General features: G+C 66.5%; 20 protein-coding genes and 2 riboswitches. Of the genes, 5 read left to right on the forward strand and 15 right to left on the reverse strand.

The genetic code is table 11. The features are described from left to right. Positions 1–7 precede the first annotated feature (7 nt). The 11 genes from MFM001_RS18560 to MFM001_RS18615 all read right to left on the reverse strand — a co-directional run bounded on the left by MFM001_RS18560 (position 8) and on the right by MFM001_RS18615 (position 11,989). Entirely contained in the window at positions 8–307 is a 300-nt protein-coding gene (locus MFM001_RS18560) for a PE family protein (protein WP_116376738.1), read from the reverse strand. 289 nt (positions 308–596) lie between these two features. Beyond that, a riboswitch (M-box (ykoK) riboswitch) is annotated at positions 597–767 on the reverse strand. A 335-nt stretch (positions 768–1,102) separates the two neighbouring features. Next, positions 1,103–2,290, reverse strand: coding sequence for a PPE family protein (locus tag MFM001_RS18570; protein ID WP_116376739.1), 1,188 nt, complete (start codon positions 2,288–2,290; stop codon positions 1,103–1,105). 16 nt (positions 2,291–2,306) lie between these two features. Further along, a complete protein-coding gene (locus MFM001_RS18575; protein ID WP_116376740.1) occupies positions 2,307–2,606 on the reverse strand; it encodes a PE family protein in 300 nt (99 codons plus the stop codon). Between the two features lie 282 nt (positions 2,607–2,888). Continuing rightward, a riboswitch (M-box (ykoK) riboswitch) is annotated at positions 2,889–3,059 on the reverse strand. A gap of 321 nt (positions 3,060–3,380) precedes the next feature. Beyond that, entirely contained in the window at positions 3,381–5,213 is a 1,833-nt protein-coding gene (eccA, locus tag MFM001_RS18580; protein ID WP_116376741.1) for a type VII secretion AAA-ATPase EccA, read from the reverse strand. Next, the gene (gene eccE, locus MFM001_RS18585; RefSeq protein WP_116376742.1) at positions 5,210–6,406 is read right to left on the reverse strand and encodes a type VII secretion protein EccE; all 1,197 of its coding nucleotides are present in this window, start codon (positions 6,404–6,406) and stop codon (positions 5,210–5,212) included. Before eccE ends, eccA begins: the two co-directional genes overlap by 4 nt. Then, a complete protein-coding gene (locus MFM001_RS18590) occupies positions 6,403–8,133 on the reverse strand; it encodes a type VII secretion-associated serine protease mycosin (RefSeq protein WP_116376743.1) in 1,731 nt (576 codons plus the stop codon). Before MFM001_RS18590 ends, eccE begins: the two co-directional genes overlap by 4 nt. Continuing rightward, positions 8,111–9,622 carry a type VII secretion integral membrane protein EccD gene (gene eccD, locus MFM001_RS18595; protein WP_116376744.1) on the reverse strand — a complete coding sequence of 504 codons (1,512 nt, stop codon included), beginning with the start codon at positions 9,620–9,622 and terminating at the stop codon, positions 8,111–8,113. Before eccD ends, MFM001_RS18590 begins: the two co-directional genes overlap by 23 nt. Before the next feature lie 172 nt (positions 9,623–9,794). Continuing rightward, on the reverse strand, positions 9,795–10,709 hold the full coding sequence (locus tag MFM001_RS18600; RefSeq protein ID WP_116376745.1) for an ESX secretion-associated protein EspG: 915 nt from the start codon (positions 10,707–10,709) through the stop codon (positions 9,795–9,797). Between the two features lie 87 nt (positions 10,710–10,796). Further along, on the reverse strand, positions 10,797–11,081 hold the full coding sequence (locus MFM001_RS18605; RefSeq protein WP_045384667.1) for a WXG100 family type VII secretion target: 285 nt from the start codon (positions 11,079–11,081) through the stop codon (positions 10,797–10,799). 59 nt (positions 11,082–11,140) lie between these two features. Then, the gene (locus MFM001_RS18610) at positions 11,141–11,437 is read right to left on the reverse strand and encodes a WXG100 family type VII secretion target (protein ID WP_062538366.1); all 297 of its coding nucleotides are present in this window, start codon (positions 11,435–11,437) and stop codon (positions 11,141–11,143) included. A gap of 252 nt (positions 11,438–11,689) precedes the next feature. Beyond that, positions 11,690–11,989, reverse strand: a complete 300-nt coding sequence (locus MFM001_RS18615; protein ID WP_062538365.1) for a PE family protein — start codon at positions 11,987–11,989, stop codon at positions 11,690–11,692. Positions 11,990–12,041: 52 nt separating this feature from the next. On the opposite strand from MFM001_RS18615, the gene MFM001_RS18620 reads away from it, so the two are divergent. Further along, positions 12,042–12,233, forward strand: coding sequence for a hypothetical protein (locus tag MFM001_RS18620; protein ID WP_116376746.1), 192 nt, complete (start codon positions 12,042–12,044; stop codon positions 12,231–12,233). A 240-nt stretch (positions 12,234–12,473) separates the two neighbouring features. Beyond that, a complete protein-coding gene (locus MFM001_RS18625) occupies positions 12,474–13,025 on the forward strand; it encodes a nuclear transport factor 2 family protein (protein ID WP_116376791.1) in 552 nt (183 codons plus the stop codon). 1 nt (position 13,026) lies between these two features. On the opposite strand, the gene MFM001_RS18630 is transcribed toward MFM001_RS18625, so the two are convergent. Next, positions 13,027–14,202 carry a cytochrome P450 gene (locus tag MFM001_RS18630; RefSeq protein ID WP_116376792.1) on the reverse strand — a complete coding sequence of 392 codons (1,176 nt, stop codon included), beginning with the start codon at positions 14,200–14,202 and terminating at the stop codon, positions 13,027–13,029. Positions 14,203–14,273: 71 nt separating this feature from the next. On the opposite strand from MFM001_RS18630, the gene MFM001_RS18635 reads away from it, so the two are divergent. Then, positions 14,274–14,468 carry a ferredoxin gene (locus tag MFM001_RS18635; RefSeq protein WP_116376747.1) on the forward strand — a complete coding sequence of 65 codons (195 nt, stop codon included), beginning with the start codon at positions 14,274–14,276 and terminating at the stop codon, positions 14,466–14,468. A gap of 11 nt (positions 14,469–14,479) precedes the next feature. Further along, positions 14,480–15,523, forward strand: a complete 1,044-nt coding sequence (locus MFM001_RS18640) for a bifunctional 2-polyprenyl-6-hydroxyphenol methylase/3-demethylubiquinol 3-O-methyltransferase UbiG (protein WP_116376748.1) — start codon at positions 14,480–14,482, stop codon at positions 15,521–15,523. A 2-nt stretch (positions 15,524–15,525) separates the two neighbouring features. Here the strand turns inward: MFM001_RS18640 and MFM001_RS18645 are convergent, their stop codons facing one another. Continuing rightward, the gene (locus MFM001_RS18645; protein WP_116376793.1) at positions 15,526–16,767 is read right to left on the reverse strand and encodes a PPE family protein; all 1,242 of its coding nucleotides are present in this window, start codon (positions 16,765–16,767) and stop codon (positions 15,526–15,528) included. Between the two features lie 14 nt (positions 16,768–16,781). Further along, positions 16,782–17,081: a PE family protein gene (locus tag MFM001_RS18650; protein ID WP_083134191.1), complete on the reverse strand. Its 300-nt coding sequence runs from the start codon at positions 17,079–17,081 to the stop codon at positions 16,782–16,784. A gap of 391 nt (positions 17,082–17,472) precedes the next feature. Here MFM001_RS18650 and MFM001_RS18655 point away from each other — a divergent pair, with 391 nt between their 5' ends. After that, entirely contained in the window at positions 17,473–18,561 is a 1,089-nt protein-coding gene (locus tag MFM001_RS18655) for a metallophosphoesterase (RefSeq protein WP_116376749.1), read from the forward strand. A 25-nt stretch (positions 18,562–18,586) separates the two neighbouring features. Here the strand turns inward: MFM001_RS18655 and MFM001_RS18660 are convergent, their stop codons facing one another. Beyond that, a complete protein-coding gene (locus MFM001_RS18660) occupies positions 18,587–19,588 on the reverse strand; it encodes an ABC transporter substrate-binding protein (RefSeq protein WP_116376750.1) in 1,002 nt (333 codons plus the stop codon). Positions 19,589–19,634: the final 46 nt, after the last annotated feature.

The following is a 19,634-nucleotide window of genomic DNA, read 5'->3' on the forward strand; positions in this document are numbered from 1 at the left end:
ATACTCCTTACCCAGCAGCAATGGCGTTGGCGGCCTCGGTGGCCGCATACGAACCGGCGCTGGCACCCAACATGCGCACGAACATCTCGTGGACGGCGGTGGCCTGCGCGCTGACTGCTTGATACATCGCCGCGTGTGCGCCGAATTGCGTTGCCGTCAAGGCAGATACCTCGTCAGCAGCGGCAGGGACCACTCCCGTAGTCGGAACCGCCGCGGCCGCGTTCTGAGCAGCCAGTGCCGACCCGATACCGTCCAAGTGGTCGGCAGCTGCTGCGAGCAGTTCCGGCTGTGTGGTCACAAAGCTCATCGGACTTCTCCTTACGGAAGGCAGACTGGATCTGCAGGTGTACTCGTGCCGGGGCACGACAGGACCACGCGCGTTCGATGAAGAAGACGCGCGTACGTTAACCGAAGCGGCGCAAGCCGATTCAGATGAAGGGAACGATGCCGGGGTCGGTTTGGAGCGAAGCGGTCATCGATCTCGGATAGGGACTATCACTGGGACTCAAGTCGCTCTCACCTCCTCACGGCCGGGGCACACGCGGGTGCCAACACCATTACACACAGGGATGAGACCACCCGACAGCCAGCCAGGCGGAGCACCCCTCTCGTCAGAGCTTTGGCACTGCACGGCGTATCCGGTTGTCCCGGAAGCCACTTGGGCTCAACCCTTAAGCCGGGAGGAGCTGTCCTGACCCTGGGCGTCTTTCGACGTTCGGGGTCAGTGGCCTTTGTCCGTGCAGACGCCTCACCTAGCGAGGTGCTTGCAGTGGCAATCTTGGCACCAAGTTCGATCCGCGTCAACTCCAAATGGCAATCATGTGCGGTGATAACCGCGATATGTGCGGATGCCGAAATGCACTGTGAGCGACCGGCACTGGGAATCAACGCAGTGCCGGTCGCGGAAAGCGGGTTATCTGGATGTTGTGTGACAAATAGCTGGTGAGTTCCTGTGAACTTCCCGCGCATTACCTGTTGTCCACCAAAAGCCGTCGGCGGCAAGCGACTACGACGCCCGGCCGCCCAGGCAGGAGTTGAACAACCGAAAGCTTTCCGCCACCGAAAGGTAAACGGCGGCTGGCCATTACATGGTCGCGATCTGCTAACCGGCAGCCGGCGGGTGTGCCATCACGGTGGGCCGGAAACCGTATCGCGGCGCCGCAAAACCGAAACCACGACCAGTCGAACCCACCATCGGCATCCCCGGCATACCCGGCATGCCCGACATCTCCTCTGCTGCGGCCTGCGGCGCGGCGGTCCAACTGGAGACCAACGAGGCAGTGGCCGGCGTCGTGGCCGGCGCGGCTGACGCCCAGCTTTGTGGCACCGACAGTGCGCCGACCAAGGTGCCCCGACCGATCCCGGCGGTCACTGCCCCGCCGCCGCCCACGCCGAGCGGTGTGATCGCGGCGACTCCGGCACCAGGCATCACCGGCACGATTCCCGGTGCGATCTCACCCATGCCGTCGATGCCAAGCCCTCCCATGCTTGCGGCATGCATGACGGCGATGTCCGCACCGACCTGCGTGATACCGGCCAACGACATCGGAGTCATCGAGCTGCTGAGAAGGTTTGATGCCGCGTTGGTTATGTCTCCAGGGCCCAGCCCAAACGGCAAGGCAGGCGCTGCGGCAGGTGCGGCCAGCGCTTGCAGCGTCGTCGGCGTCGTGGTGACCATCTGCGACAGCGCGCTCTGTACACCGGTGCCGGCTGATGCGCCGGTGGACTGGGCGACCGCCGCGCTTTGTGCGGCCAGCCCGGCCGGGTTGGTGTTCTGCTGCGGCGCGGTGAACGGTGTCACCTTCGTCGCAGCCGCCGATGCACCGGCATAGCCGTACATCGCCGCGGCGTCCTGGGCCCACATCTCGGCATAGTGCGCCTCGGTGGCCGCGATTGCCGGCGTGTTCTGACCGAGCACGTTGGTCGCGACCAGCGACGCCAACAGGCTGCGGTTGGCCGCGATCACCGGCGGGGGCACGGTCATCGCAAACGCCGCTTCGTAGGCTCCCGCCGCGGCCCTGGCCTGATTGGCGGTCTGTTCGGCCTGCACGGCGGTGGTGCTCATCCACGCGGCGTAGGGCGCGGCGGCCGCGGCCATCGACACCGAACCCGGCCCCAGCCACGACCCCCCGACCAGGCCGGAGATCACCGAGGAGTAGGCCGACGCCGCCGAACTCAGTTCGGCGGCCAACCCATCCCAGGCCGATGCAGCGGCCAGCAGCGGTCCGGCGCCGGCCCCGGCATACATGCGAGCGGAGTTGAACTCTGGTGGAAATGCTCCGTAATCCATTGTGTCAACCCCCCTTTCAGAGCGCAGCGACGGCGTTGGCCGCCTCAGTGGCGGCATAGGACCCGGCGCTGACGCCGAGGGTGGACACGAACATCTGGTGAATGGCCGCCGCTTGCGCGCTGACCGCTTGGTACAGCTGCGCGTGCGCGGCGAACTGCGCCGCCGTCAGCGCCGACACCTCGTCGGCGGCCGCGGGCAGCACTGTGGTCGTCGGGGCGGCTGCTGCCTGGTTCTGCGCGGTCATCCCCGCACCAATCCCCTGCAGGTTGCCGGCCGCTGCCGACAGCAATTCGGGCTGTGTCGTCACGAAGGACATGGACTTTCTCCTTACGGATCAGTCCGACCCGGAAACGGGCCTCGGCCGCCGTGCTGCTTGCGGGGTGCGTCATTGCCCATAGGTCCCGAAAGCGGAGATATGTGTTGGCGCAAGCCGATTCAGACCGCGGGAACGCTGCCGTGACCGGATCGGAACGAAACGGTCATCAATTGCACGAAATATCAGCAGATTTAGATTTCGCCCCACCCCCTCACGGCCAGGACACACGCGGTGGCGCCACGGCGGCATACGGAGAGGCGAGTCGTCCGACGGGTCGGCCGGACGGCACCCCTCTCGTCGGAGCTTTGGCACCACACGGCGTATCCGGTTGTCCCGGAAGCCACTTGGGCTCAACCCTTAAGCCGGGAAGAGCTGTCCTGACCCTGGGCGTCTTTCGACGTTCGAGGTCAGTGGCCTATATCCGTGCAGACGCCTCACCTAGCGAGGTGCATGCAGCGTCATGCTTGCACCGGCAGTGATGGTGGTCAACCCGTTTGGAGTCCGCATTGGGGACAGCGCGGAGGTGACGTAGGGGCAAATTGCTGCAAAAGGCTATGCCGCGGTGCTGACGTCCAACGCGACCGCGCACAGGAGTGGCCCTGACCAGGCACTATTGTCGGAATTGAGGCTACTCGGCGCCGCGGCCGACGCGATATACCGACCACCTGCCAGTTGGGTCAGAGTTCGCTGACGACTTGCTGTGAACGCGTTTCACGTTTCGGGACGGCCAATCCGCCTGTCAATTCGGCAATTTCACGCGCCGCGAGGCAGCGTTTAGTCGGACTTCTTTTCGGCCACTGCCGCACCGAGTCCCTCGGCGAGGTCCTCGCGGGTCAATTCCTTGAACTTGCGCAGCTGGTCCTCGGTGAACTCGTCGAGATCGCTGGACAACACCGCGTCGAGGTCCTCGTCGTCGAGGCGGAAGCTGCGGTGGTCCCGGGCCTTTTCCACCACGTTGCGCACGAACCCCGCATTGCCCAGCGTGTCGATCCCCCGGATGAGATCGCCGTCTTCGGACAGGGTCTCGTCGGCGTAGAACTTCTCATACGACGGCCGCAGCACCTCGACGGCTTCGTCGGTGATTACGTCCTCGTTCTCGCGGCCCATCAGCTTGGTCAGTGCGATCAACTCGTCGGGCGTGTAGCTGTAGAACTCGATCACGGTCGAAAACCGGCGCCGCAGACCGGGATTCACTTCCAGCATCCGATCCATGGCCTTGGCGTAGCCGGCCCCGAACACCACCAGCTCGTCGCGGTGGTTCTCCATGTACAGCAGCACGGTGTTGATGATCGCGTTGCCGTAAGGGTCGCCCTGGTGGTAGCCCCGCTCGTGTAGCGTGTGCATCTCGTCGAAAAACACTGCGCCGCCGAGTGCTTCCTCGAGCATCTCCTCGGTGTTCTTCTCCGCGTCGGCCATGTAGCGGCCCAGCAGTTTGGTGCGGCTGGTCTCCACCACGGCCGGCTTGCGCAGCACCCCCAGCCCGCACAGCTGCTTGGTGAAGGCGCGAGCGACCGAGGTCTTTCCGGTGCCGGGCGGGCCCAGCAGCAGAGTATGGCGCGACGTCACCGGGACCGGCAGCCCCATCTTGGCGCGGGCCATGTTGACCTTCGTCGTCGACTTGATCAGTTTGATTTCCCGCTTGGCCTTCTCCATGCCCAGCATCGCGTTGAGCTCGGCATCGCCTTCGGCCAGATACTTCTTGGCCATCTCGGCGTGCCGGGCGGCCTCGGCCTGTTCCCGCGTCGGCGCGCTGTCCGGATCCCACGGATCCGTCCGTGCCTCAATGGTTTCCGGATCGGTCAGCACCAGCCGGTAGTTGGGATTGTCCAGCGCCTCCCGGGCGGGCGCGAATTTCGAATCCCGCGAATACACCCGGCGCAGCAGCTCGACGGCCTCGTCCTCGCGGCCCAAGTGCCGCAGGCACATGCCCTGGGTATACATCGCGACGTTCGCTGCACCGGGCACCCGCTCGCCCTCGATGGCCTCTTCGGCGCGGCGGGTGGCTTCCTCGAAAACACCCAGCGACGCCAACGCCGTGGTGGCCATCGCCGCACCGGCGGCCTTCAATTCGGGCTGACGCCAAGGCTTCCCGGGCGGAAACTGCGCCAGCACGTCGGGCCAGCGGCCGGTGCGGAAGTACAGCACTCCCCGCACATACGTGATCAGCTCCGCGTCGGATGGCAGCCGCGGCTCGGCCGCTTCGAGAATCTTGGCGGCTTCGTCGTATCGCTTGGCCTCGGCCAGGGCGGCCGCATAGGCCGCGGCCAGCGATTCCACGCTGGTGACCGCCAGTCGCAGGAACAGGCCGTCGGAGACCTCGGGGCGAAACTCCAACTCCGACAGCCCCAATCGACGGATCTCCCAGCCGAACGTCTTGACGGTTTCCCACGCATTGGTGAGCACTTCGATACTCGAATCGCCGGCCAGCACTCGCGCCAGCCAGGCATCGCACATGTCCGGATCCAGCCGGGTCGCCGTGGTGAACATCTGCAGCGCCACCTGCGGATTGTGGCTGGGCTGCAGCCCGTTGACGGAAATACCGGAGGCCAGCAGGCCCGCGACCATCGCGTTACGGGCATCCGTCGCGGCGGTCGGCGGCCTGGTCATCGAGGCGCCCCCGCGGGACTGGCGGTGTACTCCGGCGGCGCGGCCGCCGCGGCGTCAATCGGTACTGCCAGCTGTTCGTCGTCGGGCAGTGCCCGGCTCGGCAGCGCCAGCACGCGACCGGGTATCGGTGCCGGCAGGCTGGCGCGCACCGCGGCCAGCTGGCGTCCGGTGAGGCGATTCAGCCCGCCCCACACCTTTTTTCGCAGGCGTTTGTCGCTGTGGTACCGGACGATTGCCGACACGTCGATGTCACCACCGTTCGGGATGAGCCGGACCGTGACCACGGTGGCGTCGGTGTCGGCCAGCCACAGCTCCTCCAGGGTCTCCCCGTTGATGTCCGACGGCGACACCCAGAAGCTCGTCACGTACCCGTCGAGATGCCTGAGAAAGCGCCAGTACGGCCGGATTTGGCTCGGCTCGAGGCCCGCCAGCACGGCGTCGTCCACGTCGGCGATCTCTGCGGCGCTTAGCGTACGGGCCACGCACCGCCGGCCGTCGAGCTCTTGAGTCAGTCGCTCGGTGGCGGCCGCCAGCGTCGAGGCCAGCGAGTCGCGGGCAGCCACCGCGGCAACGTTGTGCTGCGGATCCATCCGCACCACCAGCCAGGTTCGGCGCTCTTCGAGCGGGCGTCCACCGTCGTCGGCAGCTCCGAAGTCGTCTTGTACCGCCGACTCGACGCCGGTGGAGCCGCTGCGCGTTCCCACCGAAACGACATCGACACCGTCGAGACGAACGTCGAATTGGCGCAACGCCGTTGCCACCGCCTCCACCGGCAGCACGCCCGACGACGTCGTGCGCTGGCGGTGCCGGCCCTGGGCCACGTCGGCAGGTCCCTCGACGGAGATGACCGTGACCAGGTGACCGCCGTACTCGCGGATCCCCACCACCTCCCGGCCGAACCGGCGCTGGTGGTCCATCGCGGGGGTGCACCCGGCGACCAACGCCTCGGGATCGGCGTACCAATTGCGTACTCGCGCAACCGGAGCCGAGGCCAGCGGAATCTCCCGGAAGGTCACCAGTCCGGCGATCGCCACCACGACGGCGACTCCGACACCCGACCACCAGGCGATGTGGTGCGCCTGCCAGGCGTCGGGGCAATGACTGGCAATCGCCAGCACGGCGACGTCGATGAGGAACACCGTGGTGATCCGCGGCCACGACAGGGCCAGCCCGAATTTGCGTTGCGCTTTCATCGGTCTCGCTCCGTTCGCCGCATCAGTACCGCCCCGCCGAACACCGCAGCGGCCAGTAGTAGCGCGGCGGCCAGCCCGCCGGCCGCCACCCACACCGGCGTCATGTTGCGTTCGGGAGGCGGTGGGGGCAGTTTCAGCGGCGACGACAATTGCTTGGCCACAACCGGCCCGTCGGGCACATCCCAGGTGAGCGCTGCGACCGGGTCGATGACGCCGTGGCCGACCTGGTTGTCCACTCCCCGCGCCGGAGGGCGGGCGGTGCGAAGCAGCCGGTTGATGACCTGGTGTGACGACAGCTCGGGGTATTTCGCCCGGACCAGAGCTGCGATACCGGAGACGATCGCGGTGGAAAAGCTGGTGCCGCTCGGGACCAGGAGCGTGTTGTCCGGACCGTCGATCGCGTTGATCAGGCTGTCGTCGCGCGGGGAAAGCCCGACGACGTCGGTGCCGGGCGCCGCGATCGACACCCACGGCCCGGCCACGCTCGACTTGTCCATCGGTGCGCCGGCGGCGTCAACCGCGCCGACCGTCAGCACATAGTCGCTGAACCATGACGGAGTCACCACCGTGTTCACACCGTTCCAATCGCGAGGATCGTTGGGCAGCAACGGATCAAAGAGCGGGTTCTGCTTGCAGTCCTTCTGGCTGGTGTCCCCTGCGGCGGCGACGATGACCGCGTTCTTGTCGACCGCCGCGTAGTGGACCGCGGCACCCAGATCGGTCTGGTCGAGGATGCTGCGCGCACTCATGCACAACACCTGGGAGATGTTGATCACCGAGGCGCCCATGTTGGCCGCGTGCACGATCGCTCGCGCCATGGTCCGGATGCTGTCCATCTTCTGGCGGGTTTGCGGATCCTCGTCGCCGGTGAACGCATCCTTGAGGGTGAACGCCTGGCTGGACTGGCGAATCGAGATCACCTCGACGTCGGGGGCCACGCCGCTGAACGCATCGGCCGGCGGCGCTGGGGGCGGCGGAGCGACCGGCCGGTCGACGGAGACCGTTTGGCCGCCGCCGGAATAGTTGGGCGCCACCACTTTTCCGCGTCCGTCGTTGCCCGCCGGAGCCTTGGGGGGCGCCGGCAGCCACGGCAGCCCGGGCTGGGCGGGCGGCTCTTCGGACGGTGGGGGCGGCACCATGGTCACCGTCTGGGGTGGCGGAGGTTGTACCGACATCGTGATGGTCTGCGGCGGCGGCGCCGGTGGCGGCGGCTCGTTGGTGGGAACGGGTGGGGGTTTGCGCGCCGGCGGCGGTGCGGGTTCGACTCCGGTGGCGGGCGCCGCCGCGATCATTGACGCCACGATCGTGCCGTGGGCGTCGCAGTCCGACAGCCCGTCGCCGCCGCCCATCACGTAATCCCCGCCGGGGATCAGGTGCGGCAGCCTCGGGTGCGGGGTGACCCCTGTGTCGATGACCGCGACCTTGACCCCGCCGCCGCGGCCGAACCGCCATGCCTCCGGCAGATTCAGCATGTCCATGTATTTCGGCTGCACCCGAAAATCGGTGCCCGGCAACACCCCAACCTCGGTGCAGTAGGAGCTCTGCCGCATCGGCTGCTCCGGCCCGGGCGGACTGTCCGGCGGTACTGCGGCCGGGTCGATCACCGGCGGGTTGATCGCGTAGGCGGACGGCAACCCGACGAATGCCGCGGACGCGACGATGAGCGTGGTGGCAGCTATTCCGGCCGCGCGGCTGCCGAGCCGGCTACCGGTACCGGATCGCTGCATAGACATCCATCAACCACAGTGCCAGCGGGAAGATCGGCATCAGGCAGAGGTATTCGATCCACTCCACGAACTTGCGGAACAGCGGGCTGTAGATGGTGTTGGGCACCACCGCCGCAGCGGTCAGGCCCGCCGCCGGCAACAGCACGAGGATCGCCACGCCCACCGACACCGCGATCGGCGACGACAGCACCAGCGCGTAGCGGGCCACCACGGCCGCCACGATGATCACCGCGGTCAACGCCAGCGTGATCGCCTGCCAACGGTCGACATACGAGCGGCCACGCAGCAGCAGGAACCCGGCTGTCGACGCGGCGAGCAGCACCGGCAGCCACCGCTGCCCGGTGTGCGGGTTGCACAATCCGGCCAGGCAGACCACCACCAGCACGCCGAACCCGACCAGCAGCCCGCTCAAGAACGACCGGGCGCGCTCGGCCCGCAGCAGCACGTCGCGTACCGACGCCGGTCCCTCGAGAACCGGGCGTCCGCCGCCAGAGACCGTCACCGTGGTCGGCAGGTCGGGCCGGGCCTCGAACACCCACCGGCTGGTGGCCGAGGGGAACACCGGCAACCGGATGCCGGACAGCCAGCGCGACATCGACGGCGCGGCGTGATAGCCGATCACACACGCCAGCAGCACGCAGCACATCAACGTCACCGGGCCGGTCGACAGCAGCATCCGCGCCGCACCCGCGAGCATCGCTGCCGCGCAGATCGTGACGAGCGCGGTGTAGATGCCCAGCCGTCGACCGGTCAGTCGCAAGGCCAGCATCGACGCGACACCGCCGACGGCGAAACCCAGCGCCGCATGCGGCGCGCCCACCGGCCCGGGGGGTGCTGCGGCCGCGGCGACGGAAAGCATCGCCAGGCCGCTGATCAGCACGAGGTCACCCACGCGCCGGCCCGCGACCGACGTCGCCCGCATCAGCACCAGCGTGGCGACCGTCAGCACGAGGACTGCGATCACGGCGGCAAGGCTCGCCGACAGCCACGACTCGTCCCGCCAGCGCCACCAGCCCAGCAGGGCGGCGGCCAGCACCACACCCACGGCGACCATCGCGGCGCCGACCTGCACCGCGACGACCGGGTCGATGGCGGCGAAGCGCTTGGACAGGTTGACCGACACGGCCGTCGAGATGTGCTCGATGACCTGAGAGCGGTGCTCGGTGTCCTCGACGAACCGCAGCCACAGCCGGTCGCCGTCGAAGATTTCCTGCTCGGTCAGCGACTGGTTGGCCCGCAGCGGTGTGCCGTCGATCAGGCATAACGCCCAGCGGCCGCGTCCGGTGGCCTCCAGTGGTGCGACGTCGAGTTCCCGGAGCCGGCTGTTGACGACCTTCAGCAGCGGGTCGACCATCACCGACACGGGGGCGTTGGCGTCCAGCAGCACGCCGATCTGCACGTCGGCGGCCATGATCGCGACCACTGCCGCTTGTGGGGAGGCAACCGCCTCCGCGCCGGGCTGGGGCGCCTCGGCGACTATCGCGGTCACCGCGACACCTCTTTGTCGAAGAATTGTGAATCCATGTGTCTCGCCTCGCGATTTATAATTGTGACTCCCGTCCCAATTCTCGAGCTAATTCTAGAGGATTTTGCGCGATTCGCACCACGAGCGAATGTTTGCTTGAAAGTCCTTGGTGGGCACGGTTTTTCCCGCGCAATTGTTAAACTCTGCGATGCGTTTTCCACTCGCCGTACGGCAGTGTGTCCAAAACGGTCTTCACCCCGACTTGCACCAGTTGCGGGGTGGCCGGGCAGATCGCCAGCCACGACTCGCCGGACCCCGCGGTGCGGGCCTGCTGGTACATCGCGATGCGCCCGCCGGATCCGTCTTTGAGCGAGAGCACCGACGCGCTAGGCGCCCTGGCGTCGTCGCGATACTGGCGGGCATAGACCGCAGCCTCGGCCGCCGGATCCGACAGCGCCTGGCCGAGCGCCGCCACCGTGGCGGCGCTGATGCCAAGGCGGCGCAGGTCGCCGCCGGAGAAAACGTTGAAACCCGATTCTTGCCAGGATTTGGTGACTTCGAGCATCTCCTCGAGCGGCACGTTGACGGCGTTGATCGCCGCGGGATCGGCGTGGTGGATCGACTCCAGCCCGTCGAAGACCAGCGCCGCGATCGAGGCGGTGTCGGTGACCGCCACGTCGTCGACGGTGATCTCGTCGCCGACCCGGACGGCCGACACCCAGTGCTGGCCGCGCCGGGCCAGCACCACCCGGAACTCGTTGTCGGGGATGTCGCGCGACCCGACCGGCTCCTCTTCGTCGCCCTCTTCCTTCTGCTTGACGCCGTAGAGCAGCTTGCCCCGCGACAGCAGCGCGATGACCTCCAGGTCGGGCGCCGCCAGCACCCGCATCCGGGCGGCCACCTGCTCGTTGACCGTCTCGTCGGCGACGATGCCCTGTTCGCGCATCACCGCCATGCCCGGGTGTTCGTTGAGCCAGTCGTTGGAATCGGTGGAGACATAGGGCCGGCAACGCAGCTCGGGGGCGACGTGCCGGATATCCAGCAGCGCCTGGAGCATCCAGAAACCCTCGACGTTGACGGTGATATCCGTCCGGGTGCCCTGTTGGTCCATCGCTACTCTCGTGTCGCTAGTAGTTGGTAACCGCAGGACGCGGCAGCACACCGACGTGGTGTGCTGCCGTGCCTTGGTTTGAGTTTGCTAAGCCCAGCTGGAGCCGACGGCGGAGTCGGTGCTGGCCATGTTGGAGCCGGCCGTTTGCACCTTCTGGCCGTGGGCGTTGGCCTGCTCGTAGATCACCTGGAAGTTGCGACCCAACTGGGTGATGAACTCCTGGCAAGCCGTCGAACCGGCACCGCCCCAAAAGTCGCCGGCAGCAAGCACATCGCGAATGATCGCCTGGTGCTCAGCCTCCAAGGAAGCAGCCTGGGCACGAATCAAAGCGCCGTGGGCGTCGACATCGCCGAACTGGTAATTGATCGTCATGGGAAGTGTTCTCCTAACGTTGTGAAAGCTTACGCAGATGCGGCCGAAACCGCAGTGGGTCAGCTGCTCAGGATCTGCTGGCTGGCCTGCTCTTGTGCTTCGTAGTTGTTGGCGTCGCGGATCAGCCCGTCGCGCACACCGTGCAGCATGTTGACGATGTTGCGGAACGCGGTGTTCATCTGGCCCATGGTGTCGTAGGAGGTGGCCTGAGCGGTCCCGCTCCAGCCGGCACCGGCGATGTTCTGCGAGGACGCCCACATCTTGCGGGCCTCGTCCTCGACGGTCTGAGCGTGCACGTCGAAACGGCCCGCCATGTCCCGCATCGCGTGCGGGTCGGTCATAAAGCGCGTGGTCACTTGAATGTCTCCTTACTGGTCTTGTGTTCTGGACCCAAACTCACGAGTGATAGCCGGACGGGTTACGCGGTGGCATAACCGCCGACCCGAATACACAACGGACGATCCCCCTTCCCCCTAACCGGCTGCCACCGTGCATGGGACAACGGTGGGACGAATTTCAGACCGCGAAAACGCCACCAGTGCCGCGCCGAAAAGGCGGGCGGTTTTGGCGGTTGTCGCGAAATCCATCATTCAACGTTACTTCGATACTCAGCCGGCCGCGATGGCGTTGGCGGCCTCGGTGGCCGCGTACGACCCGGCGCTGGTACCCAGCGTGTTCACGAACATCTCGTGGATGGCCGCGGCCTGCGCGCTGACCGCCTGGTACATCTGCGCGTGCGCGGCGAACTGTGCGGCCGTCAGCGCCGACACCTCGTCGGCCGCTGCCGGAACTACCCCCGTCGTTGGGGCCGCCGCAGCCGCGTTCTGGGAGCTCAGTGCCGAGCCGATCCCCTGCAGGCTGCCGGCCGCCGCCGACAAGGCCTCTGGCTGTGTGGTCACGAACGACATTTAGCTTCCTCCCTAGACAAAGTCCCAGCAATCGTTCCGTGCATGAGAATAGATGGCGGTTTCGGCCGCCGCCGCCGACGACGCCCGGTGTTCGCAAGTGTTCACCCAGCGACAACAACTGTTCATCTGCAGTAACAACTCAGTAACACCAGCGGCCGCTCAGGGCGCCGAAGTGAGCGACTACCTGTGCGAATTCTGCGCCCTCGGGTCGGCCATTGCCACGGGGGCGATGCCGGTGCCGTGACCGGTCGTCGGCCCTGAGAACGACAAGCGGGTGCGCGAGCGATAAAAATCTGGCCGCGGATAAGCCCGCGCCGCGTTAGTTGCACACATGCCCAGCAACCACCCGTGCCCCGACTCACGGGAAACGCACAGCTACCGCTCAGCGTTTTGCCGTTGGTCGATAGGTGAACAGTCGGTAAACTACTCGTGAACTATCCGGGTCCCAGCGTGTGACGCAGACAGACCATCGGGAGGTGTGGCCATGCCGAACTTGCCGGCTGTAGCACTGGAGAGCACGGTCGACCCCGCAGACCGGGTCACCGCGATCGACTTCATCAATCGTGTCAACCTGTTGTTCGACGCCTGGGACATCGACGCGATGATCGAGGCCTTCCTGCCGGACAGCGTCACGTACCACACCCACGGCGTCAATCGCGGCCGGGAGGAAACGCGCCGCTTCTTCCAAGAGATGTATCCGTACAGCGTGCCGGGGGTCAGCCGCATCGCGACCAACCCCATCGTCGATCCCGACGGCGACGACGGAGTGATCGTTCGCTACCACAACATGCTCATCCGCTATGCACCGGAAGCCACGGGGCCCAAGGTGGTCCGGGGCGATGTGCCCGACGGTCCCGACGACCTCCCGGCGATCTGGGTTTACTCCGCTGTGACGGACCGCCTGCGCCGCACCGATAAGGGCTGGCGGATTTTCGAACGCCACATCGGGACCACGACGATGAACGACCGGCTGCGCCCCGTCCCGTCGCGCCCAAGCTATATGGATCCCTACCTGCCGCGGGCGGCATCCTGGTGAGTCAGCCGACGCGCAGCGGCAATGTCTTGAGCGCGAAGGTCTTGGCCGGAAAACCGATCTCGGGCACGTAATCCGGCGCCAACGCGAAGTCGGGAATTCGTTTAAGCCACTCGTCGACGATCACCGTCAGTTCCATCCGCGCCAAATGCGAACCCAAACAGCGGTGCGGTCCGCCGCCGAATCCCCAGTGCCGGTGGACTTTGCCGTCCATCACCAGCTCGTCGGTGGACGTCGCGTCGCTGCCGTCGCGGTTGACCGCGGCCATGCACAACCGCACCTGCGAGCCCGCGGGTAGCGTCATCCCGCCGACGACGACGGTCTGGGTGGTGACTCGCGGCGCCACCGGCGCGGACGGCTCCAGCCGGACGATCTCTTCGATGAAAGCCCTGATCTGCCTTGGGTTGTCGCGCAGCATGGCGCCCAGCGCCGGCCTGCGTGCCAGTTCTAGCAAACAGAACCCTATTGCGGCCGTTACCGTGTCCAGGCCGGCCAGGATCAACAGGTGGCTCATGCCCAGCAGCTCGAGATCACTGAAAGCACCCTCGCCCGTCATCACCAAAGACAACATGTCGGTGCCCGGGTTCTGCCGGCGTTGCTTGATCGCGTCGACGAGGTACTCGAAAAGCTCACGCGCCGAATCGAGTTCGGCCTGCGTCGGATAGGGCGAGTCGGCGATGATGGCGTCTTTCCAGGCGATCAGACGGTCACGATCGTGCAGCGGCAGACCGTAGAGATCAAGGAACACCTGGAACGGATACACATTTGCCAGATCCGCCATCGCCTCGCACTCCCCGCGCTCGGCGATCGCCTCGATCATGGCCGCCGCATGTTCGCGCAGCACGGGCAGCGATTTACTCAACCCGTGCGGGCTGAAGTACGGCTGCAGGATCTTGCGGTAGCGGGTGTGCTCCGGCGGGTCGAACGCCAGCGGTACCACCGGCAGCGGACTGTCGGGCGGTTGGAGCGCCAATCGCGAGGAGAAGACCGTGGGATTACGCAGCGCCGCGAGCACGTCCTCGCGGCGGGTCAGGTAATAGAAGCCGTTCATGAAGACCACCGGCCCGGCATCGCGCAGGACCTTCCACCCGACACCGCGGTCGGCCGCCATCGGCAGCGAGGCGTAGTCGAGCATCGGCAGATGGAAGCTGCCGACCCCGCCGTCACCCACGGTGCTCATGTCAGGCATCGTATGCGCGCACTCGTGGCTTCTAGAATCGGTGTGATGCACGGTCGCGGAAGGACAACCCCATGAGAGTTCGTCTGGAACAGTCGAAATGCGTGGGGCATGCCCAGTGCTATGCGGTCGACCCGGATCTGTTCCCGATCGACGAATCCGGCTACTCCATCCTCGAAGAACACGAAGTGCGGCCCGAGGACGCGCAGGCGACTCGCGACGGGGTGGCGGCCTGCCCGGAGATGGCGCTCATCCTCGACGAGGATTGACGACACGTCTGATGGACGATCCGGCGCCCACATCGATCGATCCGTCGACGTTGCGCGAGGCCATGGCCCGGCGGTTGTTCCGCCGGGCGGTGGCCTCGGGCCAGATCACACTGCCGGCCGTCCCCGCCATGCTCGACGAATACGTCACGATGTGCCACACCGTCTTCGCCGGTATGGGCGTGGAATTCACCGACGACCAATTCGCCCAGCTGACGGCGGTGCTGGCGGCTCAGCTGGCCCAGGCCTACACGGCCTCTTCGCGTTCCAACATCGTCATCTCCTACCACGCGCCGTTCGGCACCACCCTGCACTATCGCGTCCAGGCGGAATCGTCGACGATCGAGACCGAGTACGACCACTGGGTCACCACCCGCGAGGGACCGCTGTTCGGCACCGAACCGGATGCCCGGGTGTGGGCTCTGGCGAGCGAAATAGCCGATCCCACAACGCATCCGGTTCTCGACATCGGCGCGGGAACCGGGCGCAACGCGCTGGCTTTGGCGCGACGCGGCCACCCGGTCGACGCGGTCGAGATCAGCCCGAAGTTCGCCCACATCATCCGCTACGAGGCCGAACAGGAATCACTTGACGTACGCATCATCGAGCGCGACGTCTTGGCGAGCGTGGATGGTCTGCGCCGGGACTATCAGCTGATCGTGCTCTCCGAGGTGGTGCCCGACTTCCGGACCACGCAGCAGCTACACGCCATGTTCGAACTGGCCGCCGGATGCCTGGCCCCCGGCGGACGTTTGGTGTTCAACACCTTCCTGCCCCGCAGCGGCTACTCCCCTGATGACGCCGCGCGAGAACTCGGACAACAGTGCAACACAATGATTTTCACCCGCGACGAGATGACGGCCGCGGCGGCCTCGTTGCCTCTCGAACTCGTTTCCGACGACTCCGCCGGCGAGTACGAGAAAGCCCATCTGCCCCAAGGGGCCTGGCCGCCCACCGGCTGGTACGAAAACTGGGCCAATGGCCTCGACCTGTTCGACGTCGCGCCGGCCGAATCGCCAATCGAGTTGCGCTGGCTCGTGTACCGGCGTCGCCCGTGATGTCAGCCGGCGAACGGCGGGCGTGACATCACCGTCGGACGGAACCCGTATCGGGGACCGGCACCTCCGGCATGTCCGGCACCGGCGCCGGCCAATGGCATGCCGCCCAACAGATTTCCGGCACCTCCGCCTTCGGGTGCGGCGGCGACGCTGCTGATGGGCATCGGGGCATGCGGGGCCGTCATCGGCGCTCCGCCGCTCCACGTGGGCGGCACCGACAACCGGCCGACTGCGCCCGCGTTGCCCAAGCCGGCCGACACCGCTGCCGGCGCGCCACCTCCGGCGCCTGCGCCGCCGCCCAGCAGGCCTCCAAGCCCGCCCAGGCCACCGGCAGCTCCGTTCGCAGCACCCGCGGCGGCCGACGGCGCAGAGCCGCCGATCATTCCCAGCGTCTTCGCCATCTGCACGAAGTTGTTACCCATACCGATGCTGAAGTAGGGCAGACCCTCGGTGTTGTAGAAGAAGCCGGCGAAGGGCGAGTAGGCGTTCAGCAGCCCCGACAGCGACGTGGGTGCGGTCGACGAACCGGTCAAGAGCTGCCAGATTCCGCCGAACGGATCCGTCGTGGTCGACGATGCGGTGGACGTCGGTGTCGCAAGGCTTTGCAGCGCGTTCGGCACCGCAGATTGCAGCTGCGACAGCGTCGACTGCGCGCTCGTGCCGGACGCGGTACCGGCGGCGTTGGTCACCGCGGCGGCTTGAATGGCCTGACCGGCCGGGTTGGTCGTCTGTGCCGGGGCGGCGAACGGCGTCACCTTCGTGGCCGTCGCCGCCTGGCCCGCATAGCCGTACATCGCGGCGGCATCCTGGGCCCACATCTCGCCGTATTGCGCCTCTAACTGCGCGATCGCCGGGGTGTTTTGGCCAAGGATGTTCGTCGACACCAGCTGCGCCGTCTGGGCGCGGTTGGCCGCGATGAGTGGCGGGGGCACCGTCGCCGCAAACGCCTGGTCATAGGCTGCTGCGGCGGCCCGGGCCTGAGTGGCGGCCTGCTCGGCCTGCGCAGCCGTGGTCTGCATCCACCCCACGTAGGGGGCCGCGGCGTTGGCCATCGACGTCGACGCCAGCCCCATCCACTCCTCGGTGGCGAGCCGCGTGACCACGGTGTCGTAGCCGGCGGCGGCCGAATTCAGCTCGGCCGCAAGGCTGTTCCAGGCCGACGCGGCGGCCTGGAACGACGACGATCCCGGACCGGCGTACATGCGCGCGGAGTTGATCTCCGGCGGTAACGCCCCGAAATCCAGCACTACTAGCCTCCTCAGCCCGCCGCGATCGCGTTGGCGGCCTCGGTGGCCGCATACGACCCGGCGCTGGTGCCCAGCGTGTTGACGAACATCTCGTGAATCGCCGCGGCCTGCGCACTGACTGCCTGGTACATCTGAGCGTGCGCGGCGAACTGTGCGGCGGTCAGCGCGGACACCTCATCGGCGGCGGCGGGGACCACGCCGGTCGTCGGGGCAGCGGCGGCGGCATTCTGCGCGGCCATCCCCGAACCGATACCCGTCAGGTTGGCGGCCGCCGCCGACAACGCCTCAGGCTGCGTTGTCACGAACGACATATGTTTTCCTCCCTCACAGACCGCAAAGACACCTCGATTAGTGAGGTTAGGGGCCGATTCCGCCCTGCACCCCGTCCAAAACCAAGTGTTCATTGGTGGACGGTTAGTGTTCACCCGCCAGCCACCGCTGTTTACCCACCGTTTGAATTGATGTCGCCTGACTCGGTGACGGCGAACACACCCGTCTACACCGAGCCCTGCGGGCCGACACGGCCCAGCATCGACCCGTCATCGGTGAGAGCGGCGCCGACCAGCGGCACGGTACGGATCGGGCGTAGCGGATCAGCCGTCTGCCATCGCGGTCACTATCGTGATATGGGCGATCGGCATTCGGACTCGTTGACTCCGAAGGGGACTGAGGCAGTCGCCAAACGCCAAGACCGGAGGACGAATGTCAATCCATTCGGCATCAGAACCGCTGCACGTGTGGGCCTTCGGCGATGCGCATGTCGGAACTGACAAGCAATTCGGCAGACACAGCCTTGCCGAGGCGATTTCGCAGTCCGAATTCGGTGGGAGCGAAGGCGGTCCGGCCTTCGCCTGGGACCTTGCGATCGATGTGGGCGACATGTCCGGTGCGCACCACAGCCTTCCCGATGACGCAGAAGGGCAAGAGGTGCGTCGACAGTTCTCGGTCTTGCGCAAGCACCGACGCGAAGACGTCTACAGCGTCTGCGGTAACCACGACCGAAGCGGTTTAGCCGAACCCGAGGCGTGGTGGTGGCGAAAGTGGGTGGACCCGCTGGGCGAACACACCGAATTCTCGGGTGTTGACGCCAAAGCCCGCCGATATCCCATTGACGGGACGTGGCAACGGTATTCCTTTCAGGTGGGCAACCTGCTCTTTCTGATGATGAGCGACCGCAACGAGCCCACCCAAACGGTGGGGCGGGGAACGCTCGGCGGTAATCCGGGCGGTGTGGTCAGCGGTGAAACGTTCCAGTGGTGGAAAGACGCGGTCCGCGACAATCCCGACAAGATCATCATTTCGGTGCACCATTACGTCCTGAAGGACACGACCGTCGCCTCAGGCGCATGGGAAGGTGTGCGCAAAGGCCCGGACGGACGTTGGCAGGAGCATTATCACCGATACTTCGAGCAAGGCACGCCACAGGGCGCGTCTTATCTGTATTGGGTTGACAGCAAACCGGATTCAGGCGCGTTCGAGAAGTTTCTGGCCGAACGGCCGGGACGCGTACAGATATGGATCGGCGGGCACACCCACACCAACCCGACTGACTCGTTCGGCGGCAAAACCCACATCGAGCGACGCTGGGGCACCTGGTTCATCAACGCCGCGTCGTTGAGCCGCCACCACATGCCGCTCACCACGTTGCCGATCAGTCGACTGCTGACCTTCACCCCAGGCAGCCGCGACGTGCGTGTGCGCTGCTACCTGCACACCAGCCAGCATGCACCGCAAGGCTGGTATCCCGAGGCGGAACGCACCCTGCGGCTCGACATCCCGTTCCGGCGTTGAGGTTCTGCCGTCCGACGCAGTGGCGTCAGCGAGACTCCAAGACGTAGTCGAAGCGGCGGTCCACCCAGTCGGCGAATCTTGGGGCGGAACGGATCTGACCGTCCGCCGCCAGCAGGTCGGCGAGCCGTTGCTGCGCGGCGATCACAGTGTCATCCAGTGGCGTCGGCTGGCGCAGAGTGCGGCCCTGTGCGACGGCGGCCACGACTGGGTCGAGGCCGGCTGACTCCGCGTACTTGGCCGCCCACGCCTGAGGGTGTTCGCGCGCCCAGACCGCGGCCCTGGCGTAGCGGGTCAGCAGGTCGGCCAGGGCGGTGTTGCGTTTCGGGTCGGCAAGCGCCTCGTCGGAAGCGATCGCGAACGAGTACTTGTACTTGCGCGAGACGAGACCGCGCACTGGGAGCTGCTGTTCGGCCTGGGCAGTGTAGGGATCCCACACCGCCCAGGCGTCCACCTGACCGTTGCGGAATCCCGACAACGCGTCGGCGGGCTGCAGGAAAACCAGGCGGACGTCGGCGGGTTTGAGTCCGGCCTTGTCGAGCTGGTCGAGCACGTTGGCGTGCGCCGAACTGCCCTTGGCCAGCGCAATCGTCTTGCCGCGCAGGCCGTCAACGGCCTGAATCGCCGAATCGGTGTGGACAAGAATCTGGTCGCCCGGGCCGCCTCCCTCGTACGCGGACAGCACCTTGATGCGGGCGTTGGCGGCTGCGCCGAAAATGGGCGGGGTGTCGCCGGTGATGGCAATGTCGACCTTGCCGGCGGTGGCGGCCTCGACCATAGGCGGCCCAGATGTGAACGTGGAGAACGTGATCCGATACGGCAGATGGTCGAGCTGCCCTGCCGCCCGCAGCATCGACTCGGTGCCGACGCTCTTTTGGTCCCCCACGTGCAGCGTCAGGTCGGCCAGCTGTGATAACGAAACTTTGGCCGGCTCGTGGGCGGGGCCGCTGGCAGCCTGGCGTGAGACGCATGCGGCGAGCAGCAGGGCGATAACGGCCAAAAGTACAGCGGTATAACGCCGGGGGGACATTGTTCTCCTCAGCTCCGCGCTCTAGCGATCAACTCAGGATGGTCAC

Origin of the sequence: Mycobacterium sp. MFM001 (assembly GCF_003402475.1) — a bacterium.
Taxonomy (GTDB): Bacteria; Actinomycetota; Actinomycetes; order Mycobacteriales; family Mycobacteriaceae; genus Mycobacterium.

Bases quoted from the DNA above. Each gene is read 5' to 3' on its own strand.
- MFM001_RS18560 (WP_116376738.1), bottom strand. From the start codon at position 307: ATGAGCTTTGTGACCACACAGCCGGAACTGCTCGCAGCAGCTGCCGAC.
- MFM001_RS18570 (WP_116376739.1), bottom strand. From the start codon at position 2,290: ATGGATTACGGAGCATTTCCACCAGAGTTCAACTCCGCTCGCATGTAT.
- MFM001_RS18575 (WP_116376740.1), bottom strand. From the start codon at position 2,606: ATGTCCTTCGTGACGACACAGCCCGAATTGCTGTCGGCAGCGGCCGGC.
- eccA (WP_116376741.1), bottom strand. From the start codon at position 5,213: ATGACCAGGCCGCCGACCGCCGCGACGGATGCCCGTAACGCGATGGTC.
- eccE (WP_116376742.1), bottom strand. From the start codon at position 6,406: ATGAAAGCGCAACGCAAATTCGGGCTGGCCCTGTCGTGGCCGCGGATC.
- MFM001_RS18590 (WP_116376743.1), bottom strand. From the start codon at position 8,133: ATGCAGCGATCCGGTACCGGTAGCCGGCTCGGCAGCCGCGCGGCCGGA.
- MFM001_RS18600 (WP_116376745.1), bottom strand. From the start codon at position 10,709: ATGGACCAACAGGGCACCCGGACGGATATCACCGTCAACGTCGAGGGT.
- MFM001_RS18605 (WP_045384667.1), bottom strand. From the start codon at position 11,081: ATGACGATCAATTACCAGTTCGGCGATGTCGACGCCCACGGCGCTTTG.
- MFM001_RS18615 (WP_062538365.1), bottom strand. From the start codon at position 11,989: ATGTCGTTCGTGACCACACAGCCAGAGGCCTTGTCGGCGGCGGCCGGC.
- MFM001_RS18620 (WP_116376746.1), top strand. From the start codon at position 12,042: ATGGCGGTTTCGGCCGCCGCCGCCGACGACGCCCGGTGTTCGCAAGTG.
- MFM001_RS18625 (WP_116376791.1), top strand. From the start codon at position 12,474: ATGCCGAACTTGCCGGCTGTAGCACTGGAGAGCACGGTCGACCCCGCA.
- MFM001_RS18630 (WP_116376792.1), bottom strand. From the start codon at position 14,202: ATGAGCACCGTGGGTGACGGCGGGGTCGGCAGCTTCCATCTGCCGATG.
- MFM001_RS18635 (WP_116376747.1), top strand. From the start codon at position 14,274: ATGAGAGTTCGTCTGGAACAGTCGAAATGCGTGGGGCATGCCCAGTGC.
- MFM001_RS18640 (WP_116376748.1), top strand. From the start codon at position 14,480: ATGGACGATCCGGCGCCCACATCGATCGATCCGTCGACGTTGCGCGAG.
- MFM001_RS18650 (WP_083134191.1), bottom strand. From the start codon at position 17,081: ATGTCGTTCGTGACAACGCAGCCTGAGGCGTTGTCGGCGGCGGCCGCC.
- MFM001_RS18655 (WP_116376749.1), top strand. From the start codon at position 17,473: ATGTCAATCCATTCGGCATCAGAACCGCTGCACGTGTGGGCCTTCGGC.
- MFM001_RS18660 (WP_116376750.1), bottom strand. From the start codon at position 19,588: ATGTCCCCCCGGCGTTATACCGCTGTACTTTTGGCCGTTATCGCCCTG.